Raw genomic sequence first — 25,926 nt, forward strand, 5'->3', positions numbered from 1 at the left:
TGGGTTCAGAACGTCGTGAGACAGTTCGGTCCCTATCCGTCGCGGGCGCAGGAAATTTGAGAGGAGCTGTCCTTAGTACGAGAGGACCGGGATGGACACACCGCTGGTGTACCAGTTGTCTTGCCAAAGGCATCGCTGGGTAGCTATGTGTGGACGGGATAAATGCTGAAAGCATCTAAGCATGAAGCCCCCCTCAAGATGAGATTTCCCATTACATTTGTAAGTAAGATCCCTCAAAGAAGATGAGGTGGATAGGTCCGGGGTGGAAGCGTGGCGACACGTGCAGCTGACGGATACTAATCGATCGAGGACTTAACCTTAAGTTACTTAAGTACGGTTGAACTTGACGTTCAGCGACAATGTTGGTTTTATCCGGTTTTGAACGAACAAGCATCGTTCAATAGTCTGGTGACGAAGGCGAAGAGGTCACACCCGTTCCCATACCGAACACGGAAGTTAAGCTCTTCAGCGCCGATGGTAGTAGGGGGCTTCCCCCTGTGAGAGTAGGACGTCGCCGGGCAAAGGCCATTCCCTGTGGGGAATGGTTTTTTTATGTTCAAAAATATAACCGAAGGTTAAATATCTGCAATGGATATCTGTCATACCGGTTCCCATCCCGTACACGGAAGTTAAGCTCTTCAGCGCCGATGGTAGTAAAGCCGGCGTAGCCGCTTTGCGTAATATACACCAATGGTGCAAATTACGCAGGGAACAGGCTTCCCCCTGCGAGAGTAGGACGTCGCCTGGCAAAGGCCATCCCCTATGGGGGAATGTTCGAAAATGTAACATTCTGGTAGTAATATTTCTATAAAAAAGACTGTAAGCACACACCAAAATAATCGTGTGTGCTTACAGTCTGTAACAGTCCAAGCAGGTTAGTTTTTCATTTTTATAATATCATGCTCAAGCCGAAAAGGATACTTGATGCGACCATAGCCGCGACCATTAAATAGACGACAAACTTCTGTACTTTTTTATTGCTCATTTGGCAAATCTCCTCACGTTATAGATACTTCCATTTTAACAGATTCCTTAAAATTCTCAAGATGTAGCGGATTTATATAGAAAACGTTACAATGGATTGAAAGGGGGGGCGTTCAAATGAATAAAGTGGATCATATCGGAATTGCCGTTAAAAATTTGAAAGATACCTTGCCATATTATACAGAAACACTAGGTTTGAAACTGCTTGGAATTGAAGAGGTTGAAAGTCAAAAAGTGAAAGTGGCGTTCATCGATGCGGGAAATTGTAAAATTGAGCTCCTTGAGCCGATCGGTGAAGAAGGCGCGATTGCAAAATTCCTTGAAAAACGCGGGGAAGGCATCCACCATATCGCATTCGGAGTTACTGATATCCGTACGCGGATGGAAGAGTTAAAGAAAAAGGGCGTTCAATTGCTGCATGATGAGCCGAAGCCGGGCGCCGGCGGTGCAGAAGTGGCATTCATGCATCCGAAGTCGTCTTTCGGGGTGCTTTATGAACTATGTGATAAAGGGGAGAAGTTGAATGGACATTTATGATAAAATTAATGAATTATACGATAGGAAAAGGGAAATTGAATTAGGTGGAGGCGATGAAAGGATTGCCAAACAACATGAAAAAGGAAAACTGACCGCTCGAGAACGAATCGATCTATTGCTCGATGAAGGATCGTTTGTCGAGTTGAATCCTTTCGTCATACATAGAACACGTGATTTTGGCATGGATAAGCAGATGGGACCAGGAGACGGCGTCGTGACCGGATACGGGAAGATTGACGGACGTCCAGTTTATCTGTTTTCACAGGATTTCACTGTATTTGGCGGTGCGCTAGGTGAAATGCATGCCATGAAGATTGCGAACGTCATGGACTTGGCTGCGAAGAATGGCGCACCTTTCATCGGTTTGAACGATTCTGGGGGCGCACGTATCCAAGAAGGAGTCGTTTCACTGGACGGGTACGGCGAAATTTTCTATCGCAATGCGATTTATTCAGGGGTCATCCCGCAAATTTCCGTCATTTTAGGACCGTGTGCAGGTGGGGCTGTATATTCCCCGGCAATCACTGATTTTGTATTTATGACGGACGAAACGAGCCAGATGTTCATTACAGGCCCGAAAGTCATTGAAACGGTGACAGGTGAAAAAATCTCATCCGAAGATTTAGGCGGTTCGAAAGTACATAATTCCATAAGTGGAAACGCTCATTTCCGTGGAAAAGACGAGAAGACGGTATTGGAACAAGTCCGGAATCTCCTGTCCTATCTTCCGCAAAACAATGATGAAAAGGCTCCTGTACTTGAAAGAGAATTTGAAGATGATTATCGTAACGATTTGGCGGATGTTGTTCCTTTTGAAACGATACGCCCATACGATGTCCGCAAAGTCATCGAACAAGTCGTCGACGAAGATTCGTTTCTCGAAGTGCAGGCGGAATTCGCAAAGAATGCAGTCGTCGGATTTGCCCGTATGAAAGGCGAATCTGTCGGATTAATATGCAACCAACCAAAAGTGATGGCTGGAGGATTGGATATTAATTCATCAGACAAGATTGCCCGATTCATCCGGACTTGTGATTCATTCAATATACCGCTTATTACGTTTGAGGACGTTACCGGATTCTTCCCAGGAGTGAAGCAAGAGCATGGGGGAATTATCCGTCATGGTGCAAAGATCCTTTATGCCTATTCCGAAGCAACTGTTCCGAAAATCACAGTCATTTTACGGAAGGCATTCGGTGGAGCGTATGTTGCTTTAAACTCGAAAGCGATAGGTGCGGACGTTGTCTATGCATGGCCGAACGCAGAAATTGCTGTCATGGGGGCAGAAGGTGCAGCAAACATCATTTTTGCCAGGGAGATTGCAAATAGTGAGGATCCGGATTCGACGAGAAACGAAAAAATTGAAGAATACCGGGCGAAATTTGCAAATCCGTATGTCGCTGCTTCCCATGGAATGGTAGACGACGTTATAGATCCTAGAGAGACGCGGATCAAACTTTTACAGGCGCTTGAAATGATGAGGAATAAGCAAGAGACGAGACCTAGAAAGAAACATGGCAACATCCCATTGTAACGGAACGAAAGTGAAGGAGAGATGCATAGTGAATGTACAACGGCTATTGGATGAGTTTTTTGAGCTTGTACAAATTGATTCCGAAACGAAGCATGAAGAAGGAATTGTCACAGTATTAAAAGAGAAAATGGAAAACCTCGGATTCACGGTTGTGGAAGACGACTCTAAAGATGTGACGGGACACGGTGCGGGAAACTTGATTGCAACATTGAAGGGAACAGTAGATAATGCTGATTCAATTTATTTTACTTGCCATATGGACACTGTCGTTCCCGGTAAAGGGATTAAGCCGGAACTGCGTGAAGACGGGTATGTTTATTCGGATGGCACGACTATTTTAGGGGCGGACGATAAGGCTGGGATTGCTGCTCTATTTGAAATGGCAAGAGTGTTGAAGGAAGAAGGCAAGCCGCACGGCGATATCCAATTTATCATTACCGCGGGAGAAGAGAGTGGACTTGTCGGAGCAAAAGCGATGGATCCGTCACTGCTGAAAGCGAAGTATGGCTATGCTGTCGATAGTGATGGCAAAGTGGGTGGTATTGTTACTGCTGCCCCTTATCAGGCGAAACTATGGACGACAATCCATGGCAAGACGGCTCATGCAGGAGTAGCGCCTGAAAAGGGAGTTTCAGCGATCAATATCGCTGCTAAATCGATTGCTGCGATGACACTTGGCCGTGTGGATTCAGAAACGACGGCAAACATTGGTCGTTTCGAAGGTGGACAAGCGACAAATATCGTCTGTGACGAAGTCCGTATTTTAGCAGAAGCCCGTTCCATTAATTCCGATAAGCTCGAGAAACAGACTGTCCACATGGTTGAAACGTTTAAAAAGACGGCAGCTGCTATGGGCGGCAAGGCTGAAACGGAAGTGAAGCTCATGTATCCGGGCTTCAGCTTCAATGATGACGCGGAAGTCGTGCAAACGGCAATGGAAGCGATACGTAATGTCGGCAGAGAACCTAAACTCATGACGAGCGGGGGCGGAAGCGATGGCAACGTATTTAATGGGATGGGAGTTCCAACAGTGACATTGTCGGTCGGCTATGAGGAAATTCATACAAAAAATGAGCGGATGCCAGTGGAGGAATTGAATAAGCTCACTGAATTACTGATTGAAATAGTTCGCATTGCTGCGACGAAGGGGGCTTGACCGTTGAGCGACTTGAAAGCGGTAATCATTCAATGCGGGCAAGAGGAATATGCTTTGCCTGTAGATACTGTCGTTTCGATTGAAAAACTTGAACGGGTAAATCCGATTCCACATCTGCCAGAGTATATGCTTGGGTTGATGAAAATCAGAGGTGAATTGGTGCCGATCTTGGACTTTCAGCAGATCCTTTACGGCAATTCGGCGAAAGATGATCCGAATGCTAGAATTGTTGTCGTGCAAACCGAAAATCTATTTATTGGATTACTCGTTCTTGATGCAAAAGAGATCTTGGATATCCCGGAGAGCAAATTGACTTCATCCGGCTTGATGGCCTATTCTAGAACGCCATATTTCAAGACAGTCGCCAATCTGGAAGATCGGATGATCACCGTTGTCGATGCTGAAATACTATCACGGACGTTGACAGGGATGGATGAAATCGGGGAATACGTGCAAGCAAAGCGTATGCAAGAAAAATAATGTAGAGCCGGATGGCTGCATCCATCCGGTTTTTTTAATGAAGTGATGGAGGTGAGGCAAGTGACAACTGTCCCGAATGCACAGGCGAAAGTCATCCTTCATCTTGATATGAATAGCTTTTTCGCTTCCGTTGAGCAAGCGCATGATCCTAAATTGAAAGGGATACCGATGGCGGTTGCTGGAAATCCTAAAGAGCGGCGGGGCATCCTCGTCACATGCTCATACGAGGCGAGGGCGCTTGGCATTTACACGACGATGTCAGTCGGCGAGGCGAAGAGGATTTGTCCCCATCTCGTTATCGTGCCACCCGACCATGAAAAATACCGGTTAGCTTCCAATGCTGTTTTTTCGATTTTGCGGTCATATACCGATCTTGTCGAGCCTGTCTCGATTGACGAAGCGTATATCGACATTACAAATATCGGTGGCTTGACGAGTGCTATCCAAATTGCGGAGCACATGCAGCAACGGATCCTAAATGAATTGGACCTTCCATGCTCTATCGGAATTGCGCCGAATAAGTTTTTGGCAAAGACTGCTTCCGATATGAAAAAGCCAATGGGCATTACGATTTTACGTAAGAGGCAAGTGCCAGATGTTTTATGGCCAATGCCTGTTATAGAGATGCACGGGATTGGAAAAAGTACAGAAAAGCGTCTAAATGAAATCGGCATTATAACAATCGGCGATTTGGCGAGAGCAGACGAATCATTAATTAAAGGCACGATGGGGAAAAACGGAATTCGACTGCGAAAGCGAGCGAACGGAATCGATCACCGGCCAGTTGATCCTGACGCGGCGGAAGAAAGGAAAAGTGTCGGAAGCTCGACGACATTGCCGATTGACGAAACGGAACTGTCTGCATGCCTCGAAGTATTCAAGCAGTTATCCGTGAAAGTCGCCCAGCGATTAGACAGGCGACAGCTGGCGGGTACGGTCGTCATGATACAAATCCGGACGTCCGATTGGCGGAACTTCACAAGAAGTCGGACAGTGATCAATCCGCTTTACAAAGCGGAGGATCTGTACAAAGAAGCAGCAGAACTTTTCAAACGGCATTGGGACGGGGATCCGATCAGGCTATTAGGAATTACGGTATCCAATGTCATTCCGATTAATGAATTGAATGAGCAATTATCATTTGAAAACTTTGAGAAGTACGCAAAAGAAGCGAAAATGGAAGAGCTTGTCACAGAACTAGAGAAAAAATTCGGTCCAAATTCCGTAAAACGGGGGCTGGGAGAAAGGTAGGCGATCGTAATGGAACTAGTATTCTTAGGAACCGGAGCCGGTATGCCATCCAAGCAACGCAACACATCATCCATGATCGTCAATCTGTCTGCAGAGCAAGGTGGCTATTGGATGTTCGATTGCGGCGAGGCAACGCAGCATCAACTGTTGAGAACGTCAATCAAACCACGGAAAATCAATAAGATTTTCATCACTCATCTGCATGGTGACCATATTTTCGGTTTGCCTGGATTCCTTGGGTCGCGGTCTTTTTTAGGTGGTGAAGATGAATTGATCATTTACGGACCGGTCGGAATTAAGGAATGGATAACGACTACGCTTCGTCTAACGAAAACCCACTTGACGTATCCGTTGAAAATAGAGGAGATCGATGAAGGGGTAATCTTTGAAGATGATCAATTTATTGTGTCAACACAAGAACTCCAACATGTCATCCAATGTTTCGGTTTTAGAATCGAGCAAAAGCCGTTGTCCGGTAAGCTTCTTGTAGATAAAGCATTCGAATCAGGAGTCCCAAAAGGTCCTTTATTGAAAAAATTGAAGGATGGGGAAGACGTCGAGCTCGCTGATGGGCGAATCGTTTATAGCAAAGATGTGACGGGTGAACCGCAAAATGGGTTTACGGTTGCTGTTCTCGGAGATACAAAATACTGTTCAGCCGCTGTTGAATTGGCAGACAGAGCAGACATTCTGATCCATGAAGCAACATTTGATAATGAAACCGGAGACCTTGCGAAAGAGTACGGCCATTCGACAATAGGGGATGCGGCACGAACAGCGAATGAGGCAAATGTGAATGCACTAATCGCAAACCATATTAGTGCACGTTTCATGCCAGCTGATATCGGTATTTTACAGGAGCAAGGTAAAGCTGTTTTTCCGAACGTCCACATTGCAGAAGACTTCAGCCACTTTGAGTGGAAAAACGAACAGTTGATAAAAAAATAAAGCTGCCGCAGTCATCTTTGACAAGCGGCAGCTTTCCTTATTTATTAAAAGTCCAGCCGCGATCATACTGCTTAGGCGGGTCAATCGTCACGCCCAATTCCTTCGCGGCCGTATAAGCCCAATATGGGTTGCGCAGCAATTCACGGGCTAATAATACAACATCAGCTCGGCCGTTCTTCAAAATTTCCTCGGCTTGCAATCCGGTCGTGATCAAGCCGACAGCGCCTGTCGCAATACTGCTCTCTTTTTTTATCTGTTCCGCAAACGGCACTTGATAGCCAGGATACGCATCGATTTTAGCGGGAACTACAGCGCCCGAACTGACATCTATCAAATCGACATCTTGCGTTTTCATCCAATTCACCATTTCGATGTATTGGGAAGTCGTCATTCCGCCATCTGCATAATCCTCTGCCGATATACGGACGAATAAAGGACCGTCCCAAACTGAACGGACAGAATCGATGATTTCACGCAAAAAGCGATAGCGATTTTCAGATGGCCCTCCATAATCGTCATTTCTCTCATTTGCAAGTGGCGAGAGGAATTCATTGATCAAATAGCCATGGGCGGCATGCAACTCGATGACATCAAAGCCAGCGTCTTTCGCCCGAACGGCGGCATCCTTGAAAGCGACAATTGTATCCTGGATTTCCTTAAGAGACATTTCGACTGGTGTTTTATACTGTTCATTGAAGCCAATTGCACTCGGCGCATAAATATCGCCATCCACCGTAGCCTTCCTGCCGGCATGCGCAAGTTGGATACCTGTCTTCGAACCATGCTGCTTCATAAGACGAACAATTTCAGTTAGTCCCTCCACATGGTCATCGCTCCAAATGCCAAGATCCCGATCCGAAATGCGACCTTCCGGCAAAACGGCAGTCGCTTCCACGATAATCAATCCGACTTGCCCGACAGCCCGAGTGGCATAGTGAATCTTATGCCAATCTTCAACTTTACCATCTAAGTTATGACATGAATACATGCACATTGGTGCCATGACAATCCTATTTTTAAATTCTACTCCGCGAATTGAATAAGGTGTAAATAACATCGCCATTACAATAATCTCCTCCTACCAATCATTCAAGACAACGCTCCCAGTTCCCGGGAACGATTTTCCGCACTGTTGATGCACTCTTGAATCGTCTCTTTAAATTGTCGATTTTCAAGTGCTTTCAATCCGGCTTCAGTCGTACCACCCGGGCTAGTCACATTCCTTCTTAACAGTTCAGGCTCCTCACCAGTTTGCCGTAACATCGCGGCCGCACCTTCGAATGTCTGGATAACTAGTTCGCGAGCCACTTCATTGGAAAGTCCCTTCGCAATCGCCGCCTCTTCCATTGCTTCGACCATGTAATAAACATATGCAGGGCCGCTGCCGGACAAAGCCGTCACTGTATGCAACTCATCCTCTTCAACTTCTTTCACAACGCCAATCGACGAGAGCAGTTCAAATATGCGCTTTCGCATATGTGGATTGACTGAAGCATTCATTGTAACCCCGCTTGCGGATTTGCCGATGGTCGCCGATGTATTTGGCATAGATCGGGCGATTGGGCGGGTGCCTAGGCCATTCTCAATCGTATTGATCGACACACCGGCAATTACGGATAAAACAGCCGCATCATCATTAATAGCATCGGAAATATCGCACATCGCTTGTTGGATATCTTTCGGCTTTGTCGCTAATACGATGAGTTCTGCTTCACGCAATGCATTTCTATTTTGGCAAACAAGTGAAACCCCATACGATTTTTGCATGAAGGCTAGCCTCTCATCATCCGATTTGTTCATCACATAGACATCTTTGGCCAGCATGACTTCATTAGTAAGTATACCAGCAATAATCGCCTCTGCCATTGAACCGGCTCCTACGAAAACGATTGTCCCCATCCTCATCAATCCTTTCAAGTGAATAAAAAAAGCGCTTCCGTCCCGATATAATCAGGACGAAAACGCATGTTTCCGCGGTACCACCTAAATTTGCCGGAATGGTCCGGCACAACTTTCAAGCTTTCGTAACGTGAAAGGGACGGCCATGTTTCCATGGCAGCTCGGAAGCAGGTTCGGGGTAGGAGAGGGATAGCGGTTCTCAGTCGGTGACCGCGCTTCCTGTTTCCTTCACTACCTCTACTCGTCTTCGTCAACGCTCAAGTATTGTAAATTAAAGAGATTATTGCACGTTGTCAGACAAAAGTCAACAATTATAAAAAGTCTTGGAACATATATACGATGCCGATAACAAGAGCCGTAAGCAGAACAGTGAACATTACTTTCCATACGCTGATCGGGGCTTTGCCGCTTACTTTTCCCGTCTGCCCATTCACAAGGAAGCGGTACACGTTATTGTTGAAGGTGAATGACGAAATCCAGAGCGGCAGCAAAATATGTTTGAATGTTATCCCGTCATATGACGTGTCCACTTTCACAATTCTTACTTCATCGCCCGTTTCCTTTCGGAGAATTCGATTCCTTATTCGTTGATCGATAATGCCACGAGCTGAAAACCAGCCCTCTTTTAGCGGAATGGAATATCGTTCTGCAAGGAAGCCCGATAAATATTCCGTCCTATAGTCGAGTAAGCCACCAAGTTGGAAAGGCTCAACTTTGTCGATTAAACCGGAGGCGACATTACGTGATGCCTTAACTAATACATCATCGAAAAATTCATTATATGTGCCGTATTGGGTGCGCCATCTTATTTTCCTGACCTGCTCGGTAACTTGCTCGGCCTTTCCGTCGCGATGCACAGTCTTTGTCACGGTAACATAATAGTACGTTCCAATCTTTACTGTGTAGGAGGATTTAGTATCCGAGTCAAACGTCCAATAAGGGATATATGCACCACTGATTTTTTGCAGCTCATAATCTTTTTTCAACTTTGAAGGTGCGAAATATCTTTTGGATATCCATGTTTTGAATTTCTCAACAGCTTGTTCCTTTGATATGTGAAAGGGAAGCACCAATGCCGGTTTAATACCCGCATCATGGTCCGTAACGGCAATATGAGACGAACCGCAAAAAGTGCAGAAATCAGCAACTTTATCATTATCCAACAATGTTTCCGCGCCGCAATTCTCACATTTAAAGACCCGTTTCTCATTGCTCCAACTATGATCTGCCAGATCCAATGCATCCAAATAGTCATGTTCTGTCGTATTTTCGCGGGTTGCTATAATTTCCACTTCAGTTCCGCAAAAAGGGCATTTTAAACCTCGGGAAACAGGGTCGTAAACTGCATTTCCTCCGCATGAACCGCATTGATTTACCTCTGTTTCTTCAATTGTCTCAACTACTAGGAAGTCGTTGTCTGCATTCGTCATTCCGTCACCCCGTCACGTTCAGCCATCCAGGCTATCTCCGCAATCTCCACAAAACTTTGCTGTAGGGCCATTAGTTGCGCCGCATCTCGCACATTTTTTCTCTGTCACTTGTTTTGCGCCGCATTCTCCGCAGAAATTTGAACCTTCTTTGATTTCTGCGTGACAATTGACACACGGGACTTTCTTTACTTGAACAGAAGTTCCGCATTCTGGGCAGAATTTTGCCGTCGCCCGAATTTGCGCTTGGCAGTGTGGGCAAGCCATTTTTGCCGGTTCGGCCGAAGGGGCTGCATGTTGCTGATTTGCGGAGAAAGCTCCTGCCATCATATTACCTATAGCAGCGCCCGCTCCGATGCCGGCACCAGTGGCCGCCATACCGCCACCTTCGTTCTGGGCGGCATCACGGATCGCTTCGGCTGCCTGATATTGCGTGTACGTATTCATATTGCCTAGAACACCCATCGTCGTCCGCTTGTCCATAGCTTCCTCTACTTCTTTTGGGAGTGACAAATTTTCAATAAAGAGGGAAGTGATTTCAAAGCCGAATTCAGCAAAGCGTTCCTTCATCTTCTCTCTACCTTGTGTGCTTAGTTCGTCATAGTGCATGGCAAGGTCTAGTGCAGGTATTTGCGATTCTGCAAATAGATCTGTCAATCCGGAAAGGATCATCTTTTTCAAGTGATTTTCAATGCTGCTCGTATCATACGAACTGTTGGTGCCAAACAGCTCTTTTAAAAAACGTGCAGCGTCGGAAACTCTGTACGAATAGATGCCATAGCCACGTAAGCGGATCATCCCGAAATCCGCATCACGCATCATAATCGGATTGGAAGTTCCCCATTTTTGATTAATGAACTGCTTTGTATTCACAAAATAGACTTCAGCCTTGAAAGGGGAATTGAATCCGGTTTTCCAAGACTTCAGCTTCGTCAATACAGGCATGTTTTGCGTATATAAAACATGATGCCCTGGCGTGAACACATCGGCAATTTCGCCTTCATTTACGAATACAGCTACTTGCGATTCACGAACGATCAAGCTTGCGCCCATTTTTATCTCGTTATTTTGCACAGGAAAACGGTAAACCATTGTATTGGAATTTTGGTCCGTCCATTCTATGACCTCAATGAATTGACTCTTGAAAAAATTAAAAATCCCCATATTCATCCCCCTTGGAAAAAGATATCGTCATTATAGTATACTACGGATTAATCGATTAAAGGTTTCAAGATTGGGTTTGCCATGAGTGACGTAGCTGGAGAAAAGAGGTACAATGGACTGAATAACCATTCATTATTATAAATCTGATTGAACTTGAAGGAGTTTACTTATATGATACATAAAATCGAAATTCCAACGCCGTTCGCGGTAGGAGATGTCAATGCATTTGTCGTCAAAGGGGATGCTTTATCACTTGTTGACGCGGGACCTAAAACACCAGAGGCATACGAGGCGATAAAACGAGGCCTGAAAGAAATCGGTTATACATTCAATGATATAGAGCAAGTCGTTCTGACTCATCATCACCCCGATCATGCCGGCTGGATGGATGCATTTGACAAGGCGGAAGTGGTCGGTCATCCGTATAACAACCTATGGCTGAAGAGGGATCAGGCATTCATGGAGTACCATGACCGCTTTTATTTGCAATGTCTAAAGGAAGAAGGCGTGCCGGAGGTCTATTTCAATTGGGTGGAAAAGATGAAAAGGCCGATACGTTTGATGGGGGACCGGACGCTGAACAGGACAATCGAAGAGGGCGACGAGTGGACAGGCCATCCAGGCTGGACCATCATGGAAACACTCGGACATGCTCAAAGCCATATTGTTTTATTCAATGAAAAGACAGGGGAGATGATTGGGGGAGACCTTGTACTGGAAAAAGTATCGTCCAATCCTTTAATCGAACCTCCTGCGGAACGTAACGCAGAGCGTCCGAAGTCGTTATTGCAATACAATGCTTCTTTGACACGTCTGTTAGATCTGCCGATTGATATCGTTTACGGCGGTCATGGAAATGAAGTTCGGAATGTCCATCCTCTAATCGAATTAAGACTTCAGAAACAACATGAACGGGCAATGAAAGTGCATTCGATGCTAAATGACGGAAGTAGGACGATTTATGAGCTGACACAGCAATTGTTCCCGACTGTCTATGAAAAAGAACTTGGCCTAACACTATCCGAGACAATCGGACAAACTGATTATTTAGTATCAAAAGGGCTTGTACGAGAAACGATTGGAGAGGGCGGTATTTTGTATTATGAACAAACGTAAGACCGTTCTAATAACCGGGGCGACGAGCGGTGTCGGCTATGCAACTGCGATGCGTCTGTTAGCTGACGCCAACCGGTACACTGTTTATGCAACGGGAAGGGCTCCGGACAAGCTTTGGGAATTGCAAAACGAAGGGGCAATTGCCATTCCTGCGGATATAACAAACAAGGATGAGAAGGAAAACCTTTTGGAGCAGACCGGCCCATTGGATATCGTCATCTTTTCAGCTGGGGTAGGGCATTTCGAAACCGCCCATGAATTGTCTGATCAAGAAATCCAATCGATGATGGATACAAATTTCATAGCCCCAGTCGGACTGACGAAGCGCGTCCTTCCACAAATGATAGATCGACGGCAAGGGCACCTCATTTATATCGGTTCGCAGGCAGGAAAAGTGGCGACACCGAAAGCCTCCGTCTATGCAGCGACTAAGCATGCATTAATCGGATATACGAACGCGTTGCGCATGGAGGTTGCCCCGTTTGACATCAATGTTTCCGTCATTCATCCGGGTCCGATTGATACTCCATTCATAGATGGAGCAGACAAAACGGGAAACTATCGTTCATCGCTCGGCAGACATTTGCTGCAAGTCGAAACTGTAGCAGATGCAGTCATCCGAACAATTGACAAGCCTGTCCGTGAAATTAATCTACCCGGCATTATGGGGCTCACAAGCAAACTGTATGCACTCACTCCTGGATTAGTTGAAAAAGTCGGTCGTAAATATTTTATGAAGAAATAATTGAGGGAAAAGAACTTGTAAATCCGCAAAAAAGTCCAATACTACATAATAAAAGAGCATGATCCCAACTTCGGACCATGCTCTTCTTTCCGCACCGGAAAATTTGATTGTTTGTATCCTTGCTTCAAACTGTTCTTCCTGACAAACAGTAAACGCCCGTCAGTGCAGTTTGATCGATCTGACCCCTGACTTTAAAAAGTTTGGTCCTATTCGTGAATGACCATAATGGGTGTCAGCTTCAAGTTGCACTTCCACAAAAAACTTACCTCTTACCGTACTTAAAGTGGCCGGAACAATACTGTTTTTCCCCGGACGAGTGTTCCACTTGCCAGTAAAGCAAATTTTCCGCCAAGGCTGTGCAAATCTCCGTGGAATCGACCATCGTGCTATCTCATCCACTTTCGTTCTGCCTTGTATTCTACATATACCCTTCACTACAATAGGATAAACACAAATTTCAAAATTTTTTTATTAATTTTTATCTCTTGCCATTTGTTCCTGCGCTAATCGGACCATCTCTTTCACCATATTTCCGCCAATTGGGCCACCTATCTTCCCAGCCTGTTCCGATGTCAGTTTGCCATTGTATTCTTCTGAAAGGGGAATGCCCAATTCCTTTGCAATTTCAAACTTGACCGCATGCGGTTGGTCGTCATCCACCACATATCCTTTTGCTTTCATAACATCCACTTTCAGCTGATCCAATTGTTTGCGTGCCTCAGGAACTAAAACACGATTTTTTCTTCCCATCCACTCATCTCCTTTCCAGCATAGTCTTTCCCGAAAATCAATAATGATGTTGATAGTAAAATATACATTGCTTCTCGAATGCATTAGCAGTTCAACATGTTATACTAAAATGAAATCAATTAAATGAACAAAACGATTAAAAACAGGAGGCGAGCTTGGATATGAAAACTGTAACCATTGAACATATCGTAAAGCGATTCTCATTGGAAGTCCTTGTTGGACATCATATGCTAAGTAAAATCTTAAAAAAGACGAAAGTCAGAAGACCGGGCTTGGAGTTTATGGATAAATTTGATTTTATTGCGACGGAACATGTCCAAATTCTAGGGAAGAATGAAATCAATTACTTGCATACGCTTTCGGATGAAGAATGCAAGCTCCGAATCGCCAATATTGTCCAATACGATCCACCGTGCATCATTATTACGTCCAATCAGGAAGAACCGCTTGGTTTAAGGCAATATTGTACAGAAGAACAAATACCCGTCTTACGGACACCTGATTCGACGAGTGAAATGAGCGCCAAGCTGGATGCTTACGTCACGAAAGAGATGGCACCTGAAATTGCCGTCCATGGCGTATGTGTCAATGTAGCTGGCATTGGAATCCTGCTCCGTGGAAAGTCGGGAGTGGGGAAGAGCGAAACGGCCCATACACTGATCGGCAGGGGGCATCGATTGATTGCAGACGATATCGTTGTGCTGAAAAAACTTAGTCCGCAAACTCTTCTCGGCACACATGACGAAACTAACAAGGAATTTCTGGCGTTACGTAGCATCGGTCTGCTCAACGTTGTCAGGCTTTATGGCCGTGCGGCTTTTCAAGAAGAAAGCCGAATTGCGCTCGATATTGAATTGACGGAGTGGAAAGACAATGCATTGAATAATGAACTTGAACTGGACACGAAATTCAAGTCTTATATGGATGTTCCAGTTCCGCATATCCAAATCCAACTACAACCGGGTAGAGATGTGGCAGGTTTAATTGAGGCGGCAGCAAATAACTGGTATTTACAACAGCAAGGATATAGTGCTGCAGAAGAATTCAAGAAGCGGCTTGAATCAGAATTTAATTAATAAAGCTGTAGAAGAGATTTAACATATAATTTAAAAGAACCGATGGATTCGTCCATCGGTTCAGACTGTTGACAAACACCAAGAATTTCGGTGTTTGCCTATTGTCTTTTTTCTTTTAAAATAGAGATAAAGCTAACAATGTTGATTTCCGCTGCGAGCGGACGCTTTCCGCGGGCACGGCTTCAGCCGCTTCCCTCGCTGCGCTCAGTCCAGGGTCTTCAGCACGTGCTCTTCCCGCAGGAGTCGCCGCTCTCCGCTTCAATCAACGGTGTTTCCTATTAACTGAATGAGGTGATGGATATGATGACGAAGAATCAAATTAATGAACGCGAACAGTTGGAAATGCTGACAATAGAACAGTTGGTTCCTCAAGACCATCTGGTGCGCAAACTGGATGCAGCCATTGATTTCTCCTTCATCTATCCATTAGTTGAAGATCTTTACTCAACCATTGGGAGACCCAGCATAGATCCTGTGGTACTGATCAAGATGACATTCATTCAGTATACCTTCGGCATCCGCTCCATGCGCCAGACAATCAAGGAAATTGAAACGAACGTGGCATATCGCTGGTTCCTAGGCTTCGGCTTTCATACAGAGGTTCCTCCCTTCTCCACGTTCGGGAAGAACTATGTCCGTCGTTTTGCAGATACTGATCTTTTTGAGCAGATCTTCTATAAAGTTCTAAACGAGGTGGCAAACCGTGGGCTTCTCAGCCCAGAACATGTCTTTATTGATTCGACTCATGTGAAAGCGAGTGCGAATAAGAGAAAGTTTGAGAAGAACGTGGAGAGCGCCGGCTATGGAGGCTGAAATGATACCCCTGTCTTAAAGGATTTCCAGTTGATTGGAGTGCAGGGCGGCGACTCCTGGGGGATTAGCGCAGCGTGAAGACCCCGCAGGAGCGAAGCGACGAGGAGGCTGAGGGCAAGCCCCCCGGAAAGCGTCCGCCCGGAATGGAAATCAACGTTATTTCAGTCTACTGACAGTTAAAATGTAGATGTTTAAGCAAAAGGGTTGGAAATTTGTCTACAGTCTGAACCGATGGATTCGCCCATCGGTTTTTTACCTATAGATTTTTATTGATCAATGCATTTTTTACCATTTGATTAATGTATTCCAACGTCTTTTGTTGAGCTTCTTCCAAACTATAATCTAGCCGGTTATTCAATATATTCGTGAGCATCCCTTGCCATAAAAGATTAGTCATTTCATTAAGTGAATCTACTTGTCGTTCATCGATCAGTCCATCCTGTGCTACCAATTGTAAAAGTGACTTTCCTCTTTTCGTCATACTTCGTTCGAACAAAATCGGTTTCAACTCTTCGGGGATATTGATTAAGTCAGAAGGGTACATCTCATAATAACGTTCAATCATCCTTTCCGGATGATCCCCAAGATCCATAATGAACACTGCATGGAAAATGGCGGGCTGCTGGAAGGAATGTCTGCAGAAGCATTCCCATGCAAGCATATACTTCTCCAAAGAAGTTTGTCCTTTCTGCATGCTTTCCGTAACTTCCTCCGTATATTCTTTCAACAGCTTCATCGATGCAAAGAAAATCAAATGTGATACTTCACCAAAGTAATTGTATATCGTCGCACTGTTGTATCCGGCACGGTCTGCGACCTTCCGAATCGTTACTTGATTTATTCCATCCTCATTTATAATCTCTTTTGTCGCATCAATAAAATATTTCCACATGCGGCTCAATTGAATTTTCTTGTTGCTCATAACCTCAACTCCATCCTTTCCAATCCATTAAACATAATACATTATTTACATTATACAATATTTACAAACTATTATTTTTCCTTTTACAATTGTTCTATCATTTTTCCTGTGGTAGAATAATCGATATTAATAAATAATCATGATTAGTATATCTTATCTGATTATCAGAGGTGTTTCCATCTAATCTTTCAATACTAGGAAACTTATCTTTGAAAGCGCTATCAAATTAAGGAATGGTAGTGTTGCAATGTAAAAAATTAAATAGGGGTGGGAACATGAATAAAGTGAGGATTGATCCATTTATCTTTTGGGCATCACTAGCAGTCATTATTGCGGCAACAGTTTTGCTAGTTGTCAATCGATCAACTGCAGAGCCGTATTTGGATAATATGATGACTGCGATTACGTATAAGATGGATTGGGCGTTTCAGTTTTTGACAATTGGTTTGTTCATTCTACTGATCTGGTTAGCATTCAGCCGCTATGGAAAGATTACGCTAGGTGAAGGAAAGCCTGAGTTTTCAACATTCAGTTGGGGAACGATGCTGTTTACGGCAGGCATGGGGACTAGCATCATGTATTGGTCAATGCTCGAACCGATCTTTTACTTCACTGGGCCTCCATTCGGGATTGAAGCGGAAAGTAAAGAAGCTGCTGAATGGGCATTGACGTACGGCTTATTTCATTGGGGCATTTCCGCTTGGTCACTATATGCATTCCCGACAGTTGTCATCGCCTATTCTTATTTCATTAAAAAACGTCCTTCTTTGAAAATGAGCGTCGCTCTTAGCGGTGCACTCGGTAAATATTCGGATGGCTGGTTAGGCAAACTGATTGATATTCTTGTCATTTGGAGTCTGGTCGGAGGTTTAGGTACATCGCTCGGTTTAGGAGTTCCAATGGTGTCTGCCGTAGTAGGTAGTATTTTAGGTATTGAACAAACCCTAACACTCGATGCCATCATCGTCATTTGTATAACGATTGTTTACTCGGCGAGCGCTTACTTGGGGCTTCATAAAGGAATCCGGAGATTGAGTGACATTAACGTCTATCTAGCATTGGCGCTAGCAATATTCGTATTCATCGCCGGACCGTCTTTATTCATATTGACGTACTTCACTAACAGCTTCGGCATGATGATCCAGAATTTCGCCATGATGAGCTTTTATACCGATCCCATCAGCCAAGGCGGTTTTCCACAAGGTTGGACTGTATTCTACTGGGCTTGGTTCGCAGCGACAGCCCCTTTCATGGGACTTTTCGTCGCAAGGATTTCGAGAGGAAGAACAATCCGTCAACTGATCACCCATATGCTGCTTTGGGGTTCTATCGGTGGCTGGATTTACTTCATGGTATTTGGCGGCTATACGATGAACTTGCAATTGCAAGATATCCTTCCCGTTAAAGACATCTTAACCGAAAGCGGAGGACCTGCATCAATCGTTGCCATCTTGATGTCATTGCCATTAAGCGCTATCGTCTTGCCGTTCTTTGTCATACTGGCGGTCATTTTCCTTTCAACATCGATGGACTCGGCAACGTATATTCTATCAGCCATCGCAACGAAGGAATTGGGGGAGGGGCAAGAGCCAGCACGATGGCATCGGATGATTTGGGGAGCCGTTCTAGCAACAATTTCCATTTCGTTGCTGCTTATCGGCGGATTACGGGTCATCCAAACGTCCGCAGTCGTCGTCTCTGTTCCAATTTATATTTTCTATCTTCTGCTCGTCGTCTCTCTTTTAAGATGGCTGAAGCAAGACTTTCCAAAAGCGTAAACAGGATATTACTTAGGAGGTTTTCAAAATGGTTTTCAACGTTCGTGAGACGAATCGGGTTGTTCGGACAGAGTTTCCGAGAAAAATTAAGGAAATGAATAATATTTGGATTCCGATGTCGGACGGCACGCGTCTTTCCGCCCGTATTTGGCTGCCCGAAGATGCAGTCCAAAACCCTGTCCCGGCGATTCTTGAATATATCCCGTACAGGAAAAATGACTTTACTGCATTAAGGGATTCGCTTCGTCATCCCTATTTTGCTGGACATGGATATGCGAGCATTCGAGTTGATTTAAGGGGATCCGGCGATTCCGAAGGGATTTTGTATGACGAATATTTAAAGCAGGAACAGGACGACGCATTGGAAGTGCTCACTTGGATTTCCGAACAGCCATGGTTTACCGGAGGCATCGGCATGATCGGTAAATCATGGGGAGGTTTCAATGGTTTACAAGTGGCAGCGAGACGCCATCCATCATTAAAAGCGATCATCACACTTTGTTCAACAGATGACCGTTATGCCGATGACGTACACTATAAAGGGGGAGCGATGCTTGCTTCGGATATGCTATGGTGGGCTTCCACAATGCTTGCCTATAATGCGCGTCCAGCTGATCCCGAAGTGGTCGGGGAGGCATGGCGTGATAATTGGCTGGAACGGTTGGAAAAGACGCCTCCTTTCGTTGAGGAATGGGTCAGACATCAGCACCGCGATGAGTATTGGAAGCATGGTTCAGTCTGTGAGAATTACGAGGACATCGAAATTCCGGTATATGCGGTAGGTGGTTGGGCGGATGGCTATACGAACGCCATCCCTCGGTTATTGGAAGGTTTGAAAGGGCCGCGAAAAGGATTAATTGGTCCGTGGGCGCATGAATATCCGGAAATGGCAGTCCCGGGGCCGCAAATCGGGTTCCTTCAAGAGTGCTTGCGCTGGTGGGATCACTGGTTGAAAGGCATAGATACCGGCATTATGGAGGAACCGATGCTGAGAGCATGGATTCAAGAAAGTGTCCCTCCCCAAACCGATTATTTTGTTAGACCGGGCCATTGGGTGGCGGAGGAGCAGTGGCCTCCATCCGACCTCGTAACTAAACGTTACTATTTGGACGGTTCGGTATTAAAAACAGAAATTACTGATGCAAATAAAATCAAAGTGGAAAGTGTTCAACAGCACGGTCTCCATGCTGGTGTATTCTGTCCGTTCGGCCAACCGGGCGACTTGCCGGGAGACCAAAGGAACGAAAATGGCTACGCAGTCGTTTTTGACTCCGAACCAGTTGAGGAGCCTGTCCATATATTAGGGCACCCATCATTCACTGTCGAACTTTCATCCGACAAACCGAATGCTTTACTATCGGTACGGTTAAATGATGTTGCACCAGATGGTTCATCCACCCGTGTGACGTGGGGGCTGTTGAACCTAACGCATCGGGATAGCCATGAGTTTCCTGAGCAGCTAGTGCCAGGTGAAAAATACAGCATCACTGTCGAGTTGAATGCAATCGGCCACAAATTGAAGAAAGGGCATCGCTGGCAATTGGCCATATCACCTACGTATTGGCCACATGCTTGGCCATCTCCTGAAGAAGCGACCTTGACTGTCTATCCTTCAGAGAAGACATTTTTGTCGCTGCCTATCAGGGAATCGAAAGCGGTTGACCTGGAACTGGAGCCTTTTAAACATCCAGAGACGGCACCAGTTCTGGAAAAAGACATTTTACGTGATGCAAATAGGACACGCGCCATTACACATGATGTCGTGTCAAACGTGTGGACGCTCGATGACTTTTCGGATGAAGGTGCCAGAAAACTACATGTCAATGGTGTTGAATACGGGAGTACGAACCGCAATATTTATTCAGTCAAAGAAGGTGAGCCCTTATCCGCGAAAGTACAATGTGATTGGACGTTGTCGCTCGGTAGGGGTGAATGGCAGACAAGCCTTGAAACGACGAGTGTCATGACGGCCGATGAAGAGAACTTCTATTTGATGAACAAATTGATCGCGTATGAGGGGGAAGAGGAAGTTTTCAATCGGACATGGGAAACTAAAGTTCCGAGAGAGTTTGTATAAGACAAAGATAGGGCAGGAAAGTGATCGGATATGGTCCCATTCCGCCTAAGTTTTATATGCGTCAACAAAATACTAAATAGTCTCTCGTCCAAAATTAGGACGAGAGACTTTTTATATTGTTGTTATTTAATGCTCGGTTCCACTTTCACTTCAACATTCCCTTGTAACGCTCTGCTGATCATACATGAGGTTTCCGCTTTCAACGCCAATCGCTCTACAACATTCCGCTTATCCGCCATACCTTCGGCTAAAACGATTTCCGGCTTATGTATGATCTTTTTATATGTAACAACGCCATTTGTAAAGTCCACCACGCCGATTGACTGCATCGTCAGGCTCTTCTTTTCCACTCCGCTTCTTTCCATCATCGCGGCAAGCGTGATGATATAACATGTTGCAGCTGCGCCGAGCAGCATTTCATCAGGATTCGTCCCAATGCCTGGCCCTTCCATTTCCGTAGGGATGGATACTTCCGTCTTCAAGTTCAAAGTTTCGATTGTCCCAATATCATTGCGTAATCCTGGCCAGTCCGCCTTAAGATAAAAACGATGTTCTGCCATTTACATATCCCCTTTCTACTGAATTTCATTATATATGATACGAAAAGACATTCCATCTCAAAGATTCCAATGGTAAAGTATAGAGATAAGTCATAATAGTTAGAGATGAAAATGAAGAGAATTGGTGGGATAGATATTGAACAAACAAGATTTGTTATTACTTTTCGACAAAGAACTTCGTAAAAATTTGCATACACCGGGTTATCGTCGTGAAGTAACAGAACACGTAATCCGACATGTCTCATTGCATGGGGAGAGGGGATTCATTATTGACTCCCGAGTAAATGAGGAGAATGCAAGTGAAGTTATCCAGGAAGAAATGAACTATTTCAATCGACTAGGTGTAGGGTTTGAATGGAAAGTGTATAGCTATGACAGGCCGAATGATTTGAAAGAGCTTCTCGGGCAGGCCGGATTCACTATTGAACCTCAAGAATCTCTTATGGTTATGGATATTAATGATGCGCATTCATTACGTCATCGGAAACAACAGACATATGTAAACGAAATAGTTGATCAGAAAGGAATCAGGGAGATGATATCGTTAATAGACATCATTTGGGAAGATTCTCATGAGGAGTTAGGGAACCGATTATGGAGAGACAAGCAGAATGACCCAGATTCTCTGTATCTGTATGGAATATATGATGATGATCGACTCGTCAGTGCGGCATGGATTTGTTTTGAGAAGAATTCTTCATTCGCAAGTTTATGGGGTGGTTCCACTTTACCGGAATATAGAGGCAAAGGATTTTATACATCACTGTTATCTGTACGAGCTAATAAAGCAAAAGAAAAGGGATATCAATTTCTAACTGTTGATGCAAGTCCGATGAGCAAGCCAATATTAGAGAAACATGGATTCTACTGCCTTGCCTACTCTTACGGCTGTCAATCACCGGAACTAAGCAGAAACCATTAAGAGGATAGAAAAGAGCCCTGGCTATGGGCTCTTTTCTATCCATTCATATATTGAAAGCTAAATGACCAATTTGGATTTTCTAGTGAATTTGAGATAGACGATAAGAAACAATCCAGCACTCAAAAATCGCAGCGCAGAATTCATGTACATAGCAATTTCAACACCCCACTGCTCAAGCAGCCAGATGCCGATTTGAGGCGCTGCAAAGGCGATGACCGACAACAAAACATTATAGGTTGTTATGCAATATGTCCTCACATGATCAGGAGACTGTTCCAACAGCAAGTTGAATAGCAATAACACGACGCCTGCCAGGAAAAATCCCGATGAAGTCTGGACAATTGCGATATAATACAAATTTGTCGAAAGGACCGTTAGAAACGGAGTCGTCGCCATCCCGACCGCAGCCCATACAAATACCAATGTGTTCGACCTTTTTTCCGCCCATTTCTTCCAAAGGGGGAAGGAGAGGAATTGCGCCAGCATGTTCCCGGCAGCGAACATACTGACCCAGAAAATAGTCACACCGACATATCGGACATGATAAATATTGAAAATTCCCCACGCCATCTGCCAGGCAAAATTAAATAAAAGCGCAGCAATGAGGAAAGAGACGTAATTTCTATGCTTGAAAATTGACCAATCCATCGTTTTCTTCTTCACTGAAGATCCATCATTTTTTACTGGCTCTTCTTCATGCTTCATTAATAAGTATACTTCGAGCATGCCGAAACAAAAAGCGAACCCAAACAATAATTGGTAGGCTGTCACGCTAGCGGATGCATCCTTCATTAAAATCCCTATTATAAGAGTTGAGATTAGCCCTACAATCGTCAACAATCTGTTCCGGTCACTGAAAAATGCACCGCGCCTTGATTCCTCTACGAGATCGCTAATGAAAGTTTGCCATCCAATATTGGCAACTGTATTCGGCAAACTCATAATAGCAATAACGACTAAAAAGATCCATGCATGCATCGATGGGGAAGGCAAGTAGACGATACTGATAATGAATAGGAACATGAGCCTTGCCAGTAAGACCGAAAGCGCCACGAGCTTTTTCTGTGCTTGTGATCTATTCAATAAAATTGCAGCAGGTATCGTCATAATCAGTGCCATTAGTGGCGGCAGCGAACTGATCAAGCCGACTTGGTAATTGGTCGCGCTAAGCATAGTTATTGCGAAAATCGGGAAAAAGTTGTTTGAAAAATTTAGTACGATGGTCGATGCCATCCCGTGGTAAATGCTGATCTTCTCATTATATGTTCGCATAATCTCTCCACATTTCTATTCATTTGAACAACATACTAATCTGAATTATATACTTCGCTATACGAAATACAAGACTCTATTTATAAACACCATAAAAAATCATAGTAAATGATACCGCGGCATAGTAATTAAGGTATTCCGTTTTTTATTGATAAATCTTCTCAAGTGAAGTAAGATATATTTGAGAATGTTTCTCAATTATTGAAAGGTGGAGAGGATGAATTTCATGCTTCGCATTATCATTTTGGCGCTGTTGACAGGTTCTGTCGTCAGCATTTCAGCAATATCCTTCGTAAAAGGATTTGACATGGAAGGGGCATTGATCGGACTCACTTCCCTCATCTTCTTATTTGGAATTGCTTCCTTCTTCTATACTGAATATAAAAAACAGACAATCAGTTCATAAACGCCAGTCCTACTGGTGTTTTTTTAATGGTCAATGAAGGAAATTTTTATATCAATGAAGTATAATCAAATAGCTATTGTGATCTGTTATAAGGAGGTACTTATGTTTTTTATTGAACTAAAACGAATCTTAGTCGTCATATTCGGCTCTTTACTAATGGCGATTTCATTGAACTTTTTCTTGATTAATGCGAATGTATATGCAAGTGGATTTGCTGGGGCTTCACAATTAGTTTCGAGCATCTTGCACGATCAACTGGGCATCTCGATCAGCACCGGTATTCTACTGTTTCTATTCAACATTCCGGTAATCATTTTAGGGTGGTACAAGGTTGGAAGAGGATTTACAATTTACAGTATCGTTTCAGTTGTTTTTACGACAATTTTTCTTGAGGTTTTGCCCGTTTTATCCCTTTCCAATGATATTATCTTGAATGCTGTTTTCGGTGGAGTGATTGCAGGTGTAGGTGTCGGAATATCTTTGAAGCTCGGAGCATCGACAGGCGGAATGGATATTGTAGCGATGGTCTTGTCTCGACTGCAGGATAAACCGATTGGAACTTATTTTTTGTTGCTGAATGGAATTATCATTGTTCTTGCAGGCGTATTATATGAGCCTGAAAATGCGTTATATACGATGGTTGCGCTCTATGTGACAACTTCAGTCATCGACATGATTCATACCCGTCATGAGAAAGTGACGGCAATGATCATCACGCATAAGGCTGATGAGATGCAAGAGGCGATTCACCAGAAAATGGTTCGTGGCATCACAATAGTTCCTGCCAAAGGCGCTTATTCAAAAGAAGAGAAAAGCATGCTCTATTTGGTCATCACGAGGTATGAATTATATGACCTAGAGAAAATCATTGACGAAGTCGATCCACAAGCTTTCACAAATATCGTTCAAACGGTCGGTATTTTTGGTTTCTTCAGGAGGGAAGACGAGCTCCCAGAACGACCAACAAAATAAAACGAGGTATCCCTGTAATATCGGGATACCTCGTTTTATTTTGTTCCACTATCATTTGTGTCGACTATTTCGGTTGTACCTTCCAAGAATTTATTCAATTCCGCTATATTCTTATCAAAGTCAATTTCAAGGACTTCACCAATAGTAACCCTTTCAGGGCTGTAAGAGTTGTCAACTGGGATTCGAAGTGTATCAATTTTTTCGGATTTATTGTCCAAAATTCCTTTGCCGATGGAAAGCATCGTCATCTTGTCCAGGTTCGTGTCGATATAGGCGTCTGCAGCACCTAATAGCTTCGGTAGATTCATAAGGCTATGAACGCCCACTGCCTCTTCCTTCAGTTTTGAAAGCACTTCCTGCTGTCGTGCTACACGGCCAAAGTCGTTTTGGCTATCGTGCCGGAAACGGACATAACCTAATAGTTGTTCACCTTGCAGCCTTTGCACTCCGGGATGTAACGTCATGTATATTCCATGTGACATCGTATAGGGGATGTCGACTTCGATGCCCTCTGGTGCGATAATATCTGCAATTTTAGGGAAGCCTTTGAAATCTACCATCGCATAATAATGCACATCCAAGTTGAAATTTTCCTTAATCGTCTGGCGTACTAGTTCAGGTCCGCCGAGTGAGTATGCAGAATTCATTCTTTGCATGCCGTATCCAGGAATATCAACATACGTATCACGCATAATCGATATGAGTTTCACCTTTTCGGTTTTTTGATTGTAATTAGCAATCATCAATGTATCCGAACGGCCTTCTTCATCTTTACGTGCATCGGAGCCAAGCAACATAATGTTAATTTCCCCAAATTGCGGTTCCGGTCCGTCGAAAATACCAAAATCCTCGTTTTGCTCCTTAAGTGTACCGTTTTCAGACAATGCTAATCCTTGATTATATTGATATATCCAGAAACAAGCTCCTAATCCAAGCAAGACTATGGCAATACTAATTATAAATCTGAATTTCTTTTTCTTCTTCTTCTTTCGGATATCTATTCTATTCAAATGGTTCACCGCCTAATTATAAGAATCTATAATGATTGTTTAGCACGCGTATCATATCACCTATTGAACTGTCGGGCAAGGGACATTTCCACTACATATAGACGTCGTACAAGGTAAAAGGTTTTCA

The 25,926-nt window shown here is 44.2% G+C and carries 25 protein-coding genes, 2 rRNA genes and 1 pseudogene (1 of these 28 only partly in view); 17 read left to right on the forward strand and 11 right to left on the reverse strand.

Annotated features, from left to right (window positions below):
- Positions 1 to 320 (forward strand): 23S ribosomal RNA (locus tag NIT04_RS07905) (it extends 2,614 nt beyond the left edge of the window).
- A gap of 84 nt (positions 321 to 404) precedes the next feature.
- A 5S ribosomal RNA gene (rrf, locus tag NIT04_RS07910) occupies positions 405 to 520 on the forward strand.
- Positions 521 to 889: 369 nt separating this feature from the next.
- Here rrf and prli42 read toward each other — a convergent pair.
- Positions 890 to 985, reverse strand: coding sequence for a stressosome-associated protein Prli42 (gene prli42 / locus NIT04_RS07915; protein ID WP_252503003.1), 96 nt, complete (start codon positions 983 to 985; stop codon positions 890 to 892).
- 116 nt (positions 986 to 1,101) lie between these two features.
- Here prli42 and mce point away from each other — a divergent pair, with 116 nt between their 5' ends.
- The 6 genes from mce to rnz are packed head-to-tail and all read left to right on the forward strand — an operon-like array spanning position 1,102 to position 6,890.
- A complete protein-coding gene (mce, locus tag NIT04_RS07920; protein ID WP_252503004.1) occupies positions 1,102 to 1,521 on the forward strand; it encodes a methylmalonyl-CoA epimerase in 420 nt (139 codons plus the stop codon).
- Positions 1,508 to 3,055 (forward strand): acyl-CoA carboxylase subunit beta, encoded by a 1,548-nt coding sequence (locus NIT04_RS07925; protein ID WP_252503005.1) that lies wholly within the window; start codon positions 1,508 to 1,510, stop codon positions 3,053 to 3,055. Before mce ends, NIT04_RS07925 begins: the two co-directional genes overlap by 14 nt.
- A 28-nt stretch (positions 3,056 to 3,083) precedes the next feature.
- Positions 3,084 to 4,211 carry a M20/M25/M40 family metallo-hydrolase gene (locus tag NIT04_RS07930; RefSeq protein ID WP_252503006.1) on the forward strand — a complete coding sequence of 376 codons (1,128 nt, stop codon included), beginning with the start codon at positions 3,084 to 3,086 and terminating at the stop codon, positions 4,209 to 4,211.
- A 3-nt stretch (positions 4,212 to 4,214) separates the two neighbouring features.
- A complete protein-coding gene (locus NIT04_RS07935) occupies positions 4,215 to 4,691 on the forward strand; it encodes a chemotaxis protein CheW (protein ID WP_252503007.1) in 477 nt (158 codons plus the stop codon).
- Between the two features lie 60 nt (positions 4,692 to 4,751).
- A complete protein-coding gene (locus NIT04_RS07940) occupies positions 4,752 to 5,942 on the forward strand; it encodes a DNA polymerase IV (RefSeq protein WP_256470586.1) in 1,191 nt (396 codons plus the stop codon).
- A 9-nt stretch (positions 5,943 to 5,951) separates the two neighbouring features.
- Positions 5,952 to 6,890 (forward strand): ribonuclease Z, encoded by a 939-nt coding sequence (rnz, locus tag NIT04_RS07945; protein WP_252503008.1) that lies wholly within the window; start codon positions 5,952 to 5,954, stop codon positions 6,888 to 6,890.
- Positions 6,891 to 6,927: 37 nt separating this feature from the next.
- On the opposite strand, the gene namA is transcribed toward rnz, so the two are convergent.
- The 4 genes from namA to NIT04_RS07965 form a co-directional block, all read right to left on the reverse strand.
- Positions 6,928 to 7,953: an NADPH dehydrogenase NamA gene (namA, locus tag NIT04_RS07950; RefSeq protein ID WP_252503009.1), complete on the reverse strand. Its 1,026-nt coding sequence runs from the start codon at positions 7,951 to 7,953 to the stop codon at positions 6,928 to 6,930.
- Positions 7,954 to 7,979: 26 nt separating this feature from the next.
- Positions 7,980 to 8,789: a pyrroline-5-carboxylate reductase gene (proC, locus tag NIT04_RS07955; RefSeq protein ID WP_252503010.1), complete on the reverse strand. Its 810-nt coding sequence runs from the start codon at positions 8,787 to 8,789 to the stop codon at positions 7,980 to 7,982.
- A 311-nt stretch (positions 8,790 to 9,100) separates the two neighbouring features.
- Positions 9,101 to 10,219, reverse strand: a complete 1,119-nt coding sequence (locus tag NIT04_RS07960) for a zinc ribbon domain-containing protein (RefSeq protein WP_252503011.1) — start codon at positions 10,217 to 10,219, stop codon at positions 9,101 to 9,103.
- An 18-nt stretch (positions 10,220 to 10,237) separates the two neighbouring features.
- Complete coding sequence (locus NIT04_RS07965; RefSeq protein WP_252503012.1) at positions 10,238 to 11,380, reverse strand: SPFH domain-containing protein; 1,143 nt, start codon at positions 11,378 to 11,380, stop codon at positions 10,238 to 10,240.
- A gap of 171 nt (positions 11,381 to 11,551) precedes the next feature.
- Here NIT04_RS07965 and NIT04_RS07970 point away from each other — a divergent pair, with 171 nt between their 5' ends.
- Together NIT04_RS07970 and NIT04_RS07975 are read left to right on the forward strand one after the other, a co-directional pair.
- Positions 11,552 to 12,496: an MBL fold metallo-hydrolase gene (locus tag NIT04_RS07970; RefSeq protein WP_252503013.1), complete on the forward strand. Its 945-nt coding sequence runs from the start codon at positions 11,552 to 11,554 to the stop codon at positions 12,494 to 12,496.
- Positions 12,483 to 13,241, forward strand: coding sequence for an SDR family oxidoreductase (locus tag NIT04_RS07975; protein ID WP_252503014.1), 759 nt, complete (start codon positions 12,483 to 12,485; stop codon positions 13,239 to 13,241). The genes NIT04_RS07970 and NIT04_RS07975 overlap by 14 nt, the downstream gene beginning before the upstream one ends.
- A gap of 471 nt (positions 13,242 to 13,712) precedes the next feature.
- Here the strand turns inward: NIT04_RS07975 and NIT04_RS07980 are convergent, their stop codons facing one another.
- Positions 13,713 to 13,991: an alpha/beta-type small acid-soluble spore protein gene (locus NIT04_RS07980; RefSeq protein ID WP_252503015.1), complete on the reverse strand. Its 279-nt coding sequence runs from the start codon at positions 13,989 to 13,991 to the stop codon at positions 13,713 to 13,715.
- 161 nt (positions 13,992 to 14,152) lie between these two features.
- Between NIT04_RS07980 and hprK the strand changes: the two genes are divergently transcribed.
- On the forward strand, positions 14,153 to 15,067 hold the full coding sequence (gene hprK, locus NIT04_RS07985; protein WP_252503016.1) for an HPr(Ser) kinase/phosphatase: 915 nt from the start codon (positions 14,153 to 14,155) through the stop codon (positions 15,065 to 15,067).
- Positions 15,068 to 15,182: 115 nt separating this feature from the next.
- Here the strand turns inward: hprK and NIT04_RS07990 are convergent, their stop codons facing one another.
- Entirely contained in the window at positions 15,183 to 15,329 is a 147-nt protein-coding gene (locus NIT04_RS07990; RefSeq protein ID WP_252503017.1) for a hypothetical protein, read from the reverse strand.
- 38 nt (positions 15,330 to 15,367) lie between these two features.
- On the opposite strand from NIT04_RS07990, the pseudogene NIT04_RS07995 reads away from it, so the two are divergent.
- A pseudogene (locus NIT04_RS07995) lies at positions 15,368 to 15,856 on the forward strand (transposase); the annotation flags it as partial.
- A 280-nt stretch (positions 15,857 to 16,136) separates the two neighbouring features.
- On the opposite strand, the gene NIT04_RS08000 reads toward NIT04_RS07995, so the two are convergent.
- Positions 16,137 to 16,802, reverse strand: a complete 666-nt coding sequence (locus tag NIT04_RS08000; RefSeq protein ID WP_252503018.1) for a TetR/AcrR family transcriptional regulator — start codon at positions 16,800 to 16,802, stop codon at positions 16,137 to 16,139.
- Positions 16,803 to 17,077: 275 nt separating this feature from the next.
- Here NIT04_RS08000 and NIT04_RS08005 point away from each other — a divergent pair, with 275 nt between their 5' ends.
- Both NIT04_RS08005 and NIT04_RS08010 read left to right on the forward strand, forming a co-directional pair.
- Positions 17,078 to 18,580 carry a BCCT family transporter gene (locus NIT04_RS08005; protein ID WP_252503019.1) on the forward strand — a complete coding sequence of 501 codons (1,503 nt, stop codon included), beginning with the start codon at positions 17,078 to 17,080 and terminating at the stop codon, positions 18,578 to 18,580.
- A gap of 28 nt (positions 18,581 to 18,608) precedes the next feature.
- Positions 18,609 to 20,657, forward strand: coding sequence for a CocE/NonD family hydrolase (locus NIT04_RS08010; RefSeq protein ID WP_252503020.1), 2,049 nt, complete (start codon positions 18,609 to 18,611; stop codon positions 20,655 to 20,657).
- Positions 20,658 to 20,779: 122 nt separating this feature from the next.
- On the opposite strand, the gene NIT04_RS08015 is transcribed toward NIT04_RS08010, so the two are convergent.
- The gene (locus NIT04_RS08015; RefSeq protein ID WP_252503021.1) at positions 20,780 to 21,217 is read right to left on the reverse strand and encodes an OsmC family protein; all 438 of its coding nucleotides are present in this window, start codon (positions 21,215 to 21,217) and stop codon (positions 20,780 to 20,782) included.
- Between the two features lie 136 nt (positions 21,218 to 21,353).
- Between NIT04_RS08015 and NIT04_RS08020 the strand changes: the two genes are divergently transcribed.
- Positions 21,354 to 22,139, forward strand: a complete 786-nt coding sequence (locus NIT04_RS08020; protein WP_252503022.1) for a GNAT family N-acetyltransferase — start codon at positions 21,354 to 21,356, stop codon at positions 22,137 to 22,139.
- A 57-nt stretch (positions 22,140 to 22,196) separates the two neighbouring features.
- Here NIT04_RS08020 and NIT04_RS08025 read toward each other — a convergent pair whose 3' ends face one another.
- Positions 22,197 to 23,411, reverse strand: a complete 1,215-nt coding sequence (locus NIT04_RS08025; protein WP_252503023.1) for an MFS transporter — start codon at positions 23,409 to 23,411, stop codon at positions 22,197 to 22,199.
- A 217-nt stretch (positions 23,412 to 23,628) separates the two neighbouring features.
- Between NIT04_RS08025 and NIT04_RS08030 the strand changes: the two genes are divergently transcribed.
- Both NIT04_RS08030 and NIT04_RS08035 read left to right on the forward strand, forming a co-directional pair.
- On the forward strand, positions 23,629 to 23,817 hold the full coding sequence (locus NIT04_RS08030) for a hypothetical protein (RefSeq protein ID WP_252503024.1): 189 nt from the start codon (positions 23,629 to 23,631) through the stop codon (positions 23,815 to 23,817).
- Positions 23,818 to 23,919: 102 nt separating this feature from the next.
- Positions 23,920 to 24,789 carry a YitT family protein gene (locus NIT04_RS08035; RefSeq protein ID WP_252503025.1) on the forward strand — a complete coding sequence of 290 codons (870 nt, stop codon included), beginning with the start codon at positions 23,920 to 23,922 and terminating at the stop codon, positions 24,787 to 24,789.
- Positions 24,790 to 24,824: 35 nt separating this feature from the next.
- Here the strand turns inward: NIT04_RS08035 and NIT04_RS08040 are convergent, their stop codons facing one another.
- On the reverse strand, positions 24,825 to 25,799 hold the full coding sequence (locus tag NIT04_RS08040; protein WP_252503026.1) for an LCP family protein: 975 nt from the start codon (positions 25,797 to 25,799) through the stop codon (positions 24,825 to 24,827).
- Positions 25,800 to 25,926: the final 127 nt, after the last annotated feature.

It is taken from the genome of Sporosarcina sp. Marseille-Q4943 (assembly GCF_943736995.1).
Lineage (GTDB): Bacteria > Bacillota > Bacilli > Bacillales_A > Planococcaceae > Sporosarcina.

Excerpts from the sequence above, each read along its gene's own strand:
- NIT04_RS08000 (WP_252503018.1), bottom strand. The coding sequence starts at position 16,802 with ATGAGCAACAAGAAAATTCAATTGAGCCGCATGTGGAAATATTTTATT.
- NIT04_RS08035 (WP_252503025.1), top strand. The coding sequence starts at position 23,920 with ATGTTTTTTATTGAACTAAAACGAATCTTAGTCGTCATATTCGGCTCT.
- mce (WP_252503004.1), top strand. The coding sequence starts at position 1,102 with ATGAATAAAGTGGATCATATCGGAATTGCCGTTAAAAATTTGAAAGAT.
- NIT04_RS07965 (WP_252503012.1), bottom strand. The coding sequence starts at position 11,380 with ATGGGGATTTTTAATTTTTTCAAGAGTCAATTCATTGAGGTCATAGAA.
- rnz (WP_252503008.1), top strand. The coding sequence starts at position 5,952 with ATGGAACTAGTATTCTTAGGAACCGGAGCCGGTATGCCATCCAAGCAA.
- hprK (WP_252503016.1), top strand. The coding sequence starts at position 14,153 with ATGAAAACTGTAACCATTGAACATATCGTAAAGCGATTCTCATTGGAA.
- NIT04_RS07980 (WP_252503015.1), bottom strand. The coding sequence starts at position 13,991 with ATGGGAAGAAAAAATCGTGTTTTAGTTCCTGAGGCACGCAAACAATTG.
- NIT04_RS08010 (WP_252503020.1), top strand. The coding sequence starts at position 18,609 with ATGGTTTTCAACGTTCGTGAGACGAATCGGGTTGTTCGGACAGAGTTT.
- NIT04_RS08030 (WP_252503024.1), top strand. The coding sequence starts at position 23,629 with ATGAATTTCATGCTTCGCATTATCATTTTGGCGCTGTTGACAGGTTCT.
- NIT04_RS07925 (WP_252503005.1), top strand. The coding sequence starts at position 1,508 with ATGGACATTTATGATAAAATTAATGAATTATACGATAGGAAAAGGGAA.
- prli42 (WP_252503003.1), bottom strand. The coding sequence starts at position 985 with ATGAGCAATAAAAAAGTACAGAAGTTTGTCGTCTATTTAATGGTCGCG.
- NIT04_RS08025 (WP_252503023.1), bottom strand. The coding sequence starts at position 23,411 with ATGCGAACATATAATGAGAAGATCAGCATTTACCACGGGATGGCATCG.
- namA (WP_252503009.1), bottom strand. The coding sequence starts at position 7,953 with ATGGCGATGTTATTTACACCTTATTCAATTCGCGGAGTAGAATTTAAA.
- NIT04_RS08015 (WP_252503021.1), bottom strand. The coding sequence starts at position 21,217 with ATGGCAGAACATCGTTTTTATCTTAAGGCGGACTGGCCAGGATTACGC.
- NIT04_RS08005 (WP_252503019.1), top strand. The coding sequence starts at position 17,078 with ATGAATAAAGTGAGGATTGATCCATTTATCTTTTGGGCATCACTAGCA.
- proC (WP_252503010.1), bottom strand. The coding sequence starts at position 8,789 with ATGGGGACAATCGTTTTCGTAGGAGCCGGTTCAATGGCAGAGGCGATT.
- NIT04_RS07960 (WP_252503011.1), bottom strand. The coding sequence starts at position 10,219 with ATGACGAATGCAGACAACGACTTCCTAGTAGTTGAGACAATTGAAGAA.
- NIT04_RS07970 (WP_252503013.1), top strand. The coding sequence starts at position 11,552 with ATGATACATAAAATCGAAATTCCAACGCCGTTCGCGGTAGGAGATGTC.
- NIT04_RS07975 (WP_252503014.1), top strand. The coding sequence starts at position 12,483 with ATGAACAAACGTAAGACCGTTCTAATAACCGGGGCGACGAGCGGTGTC.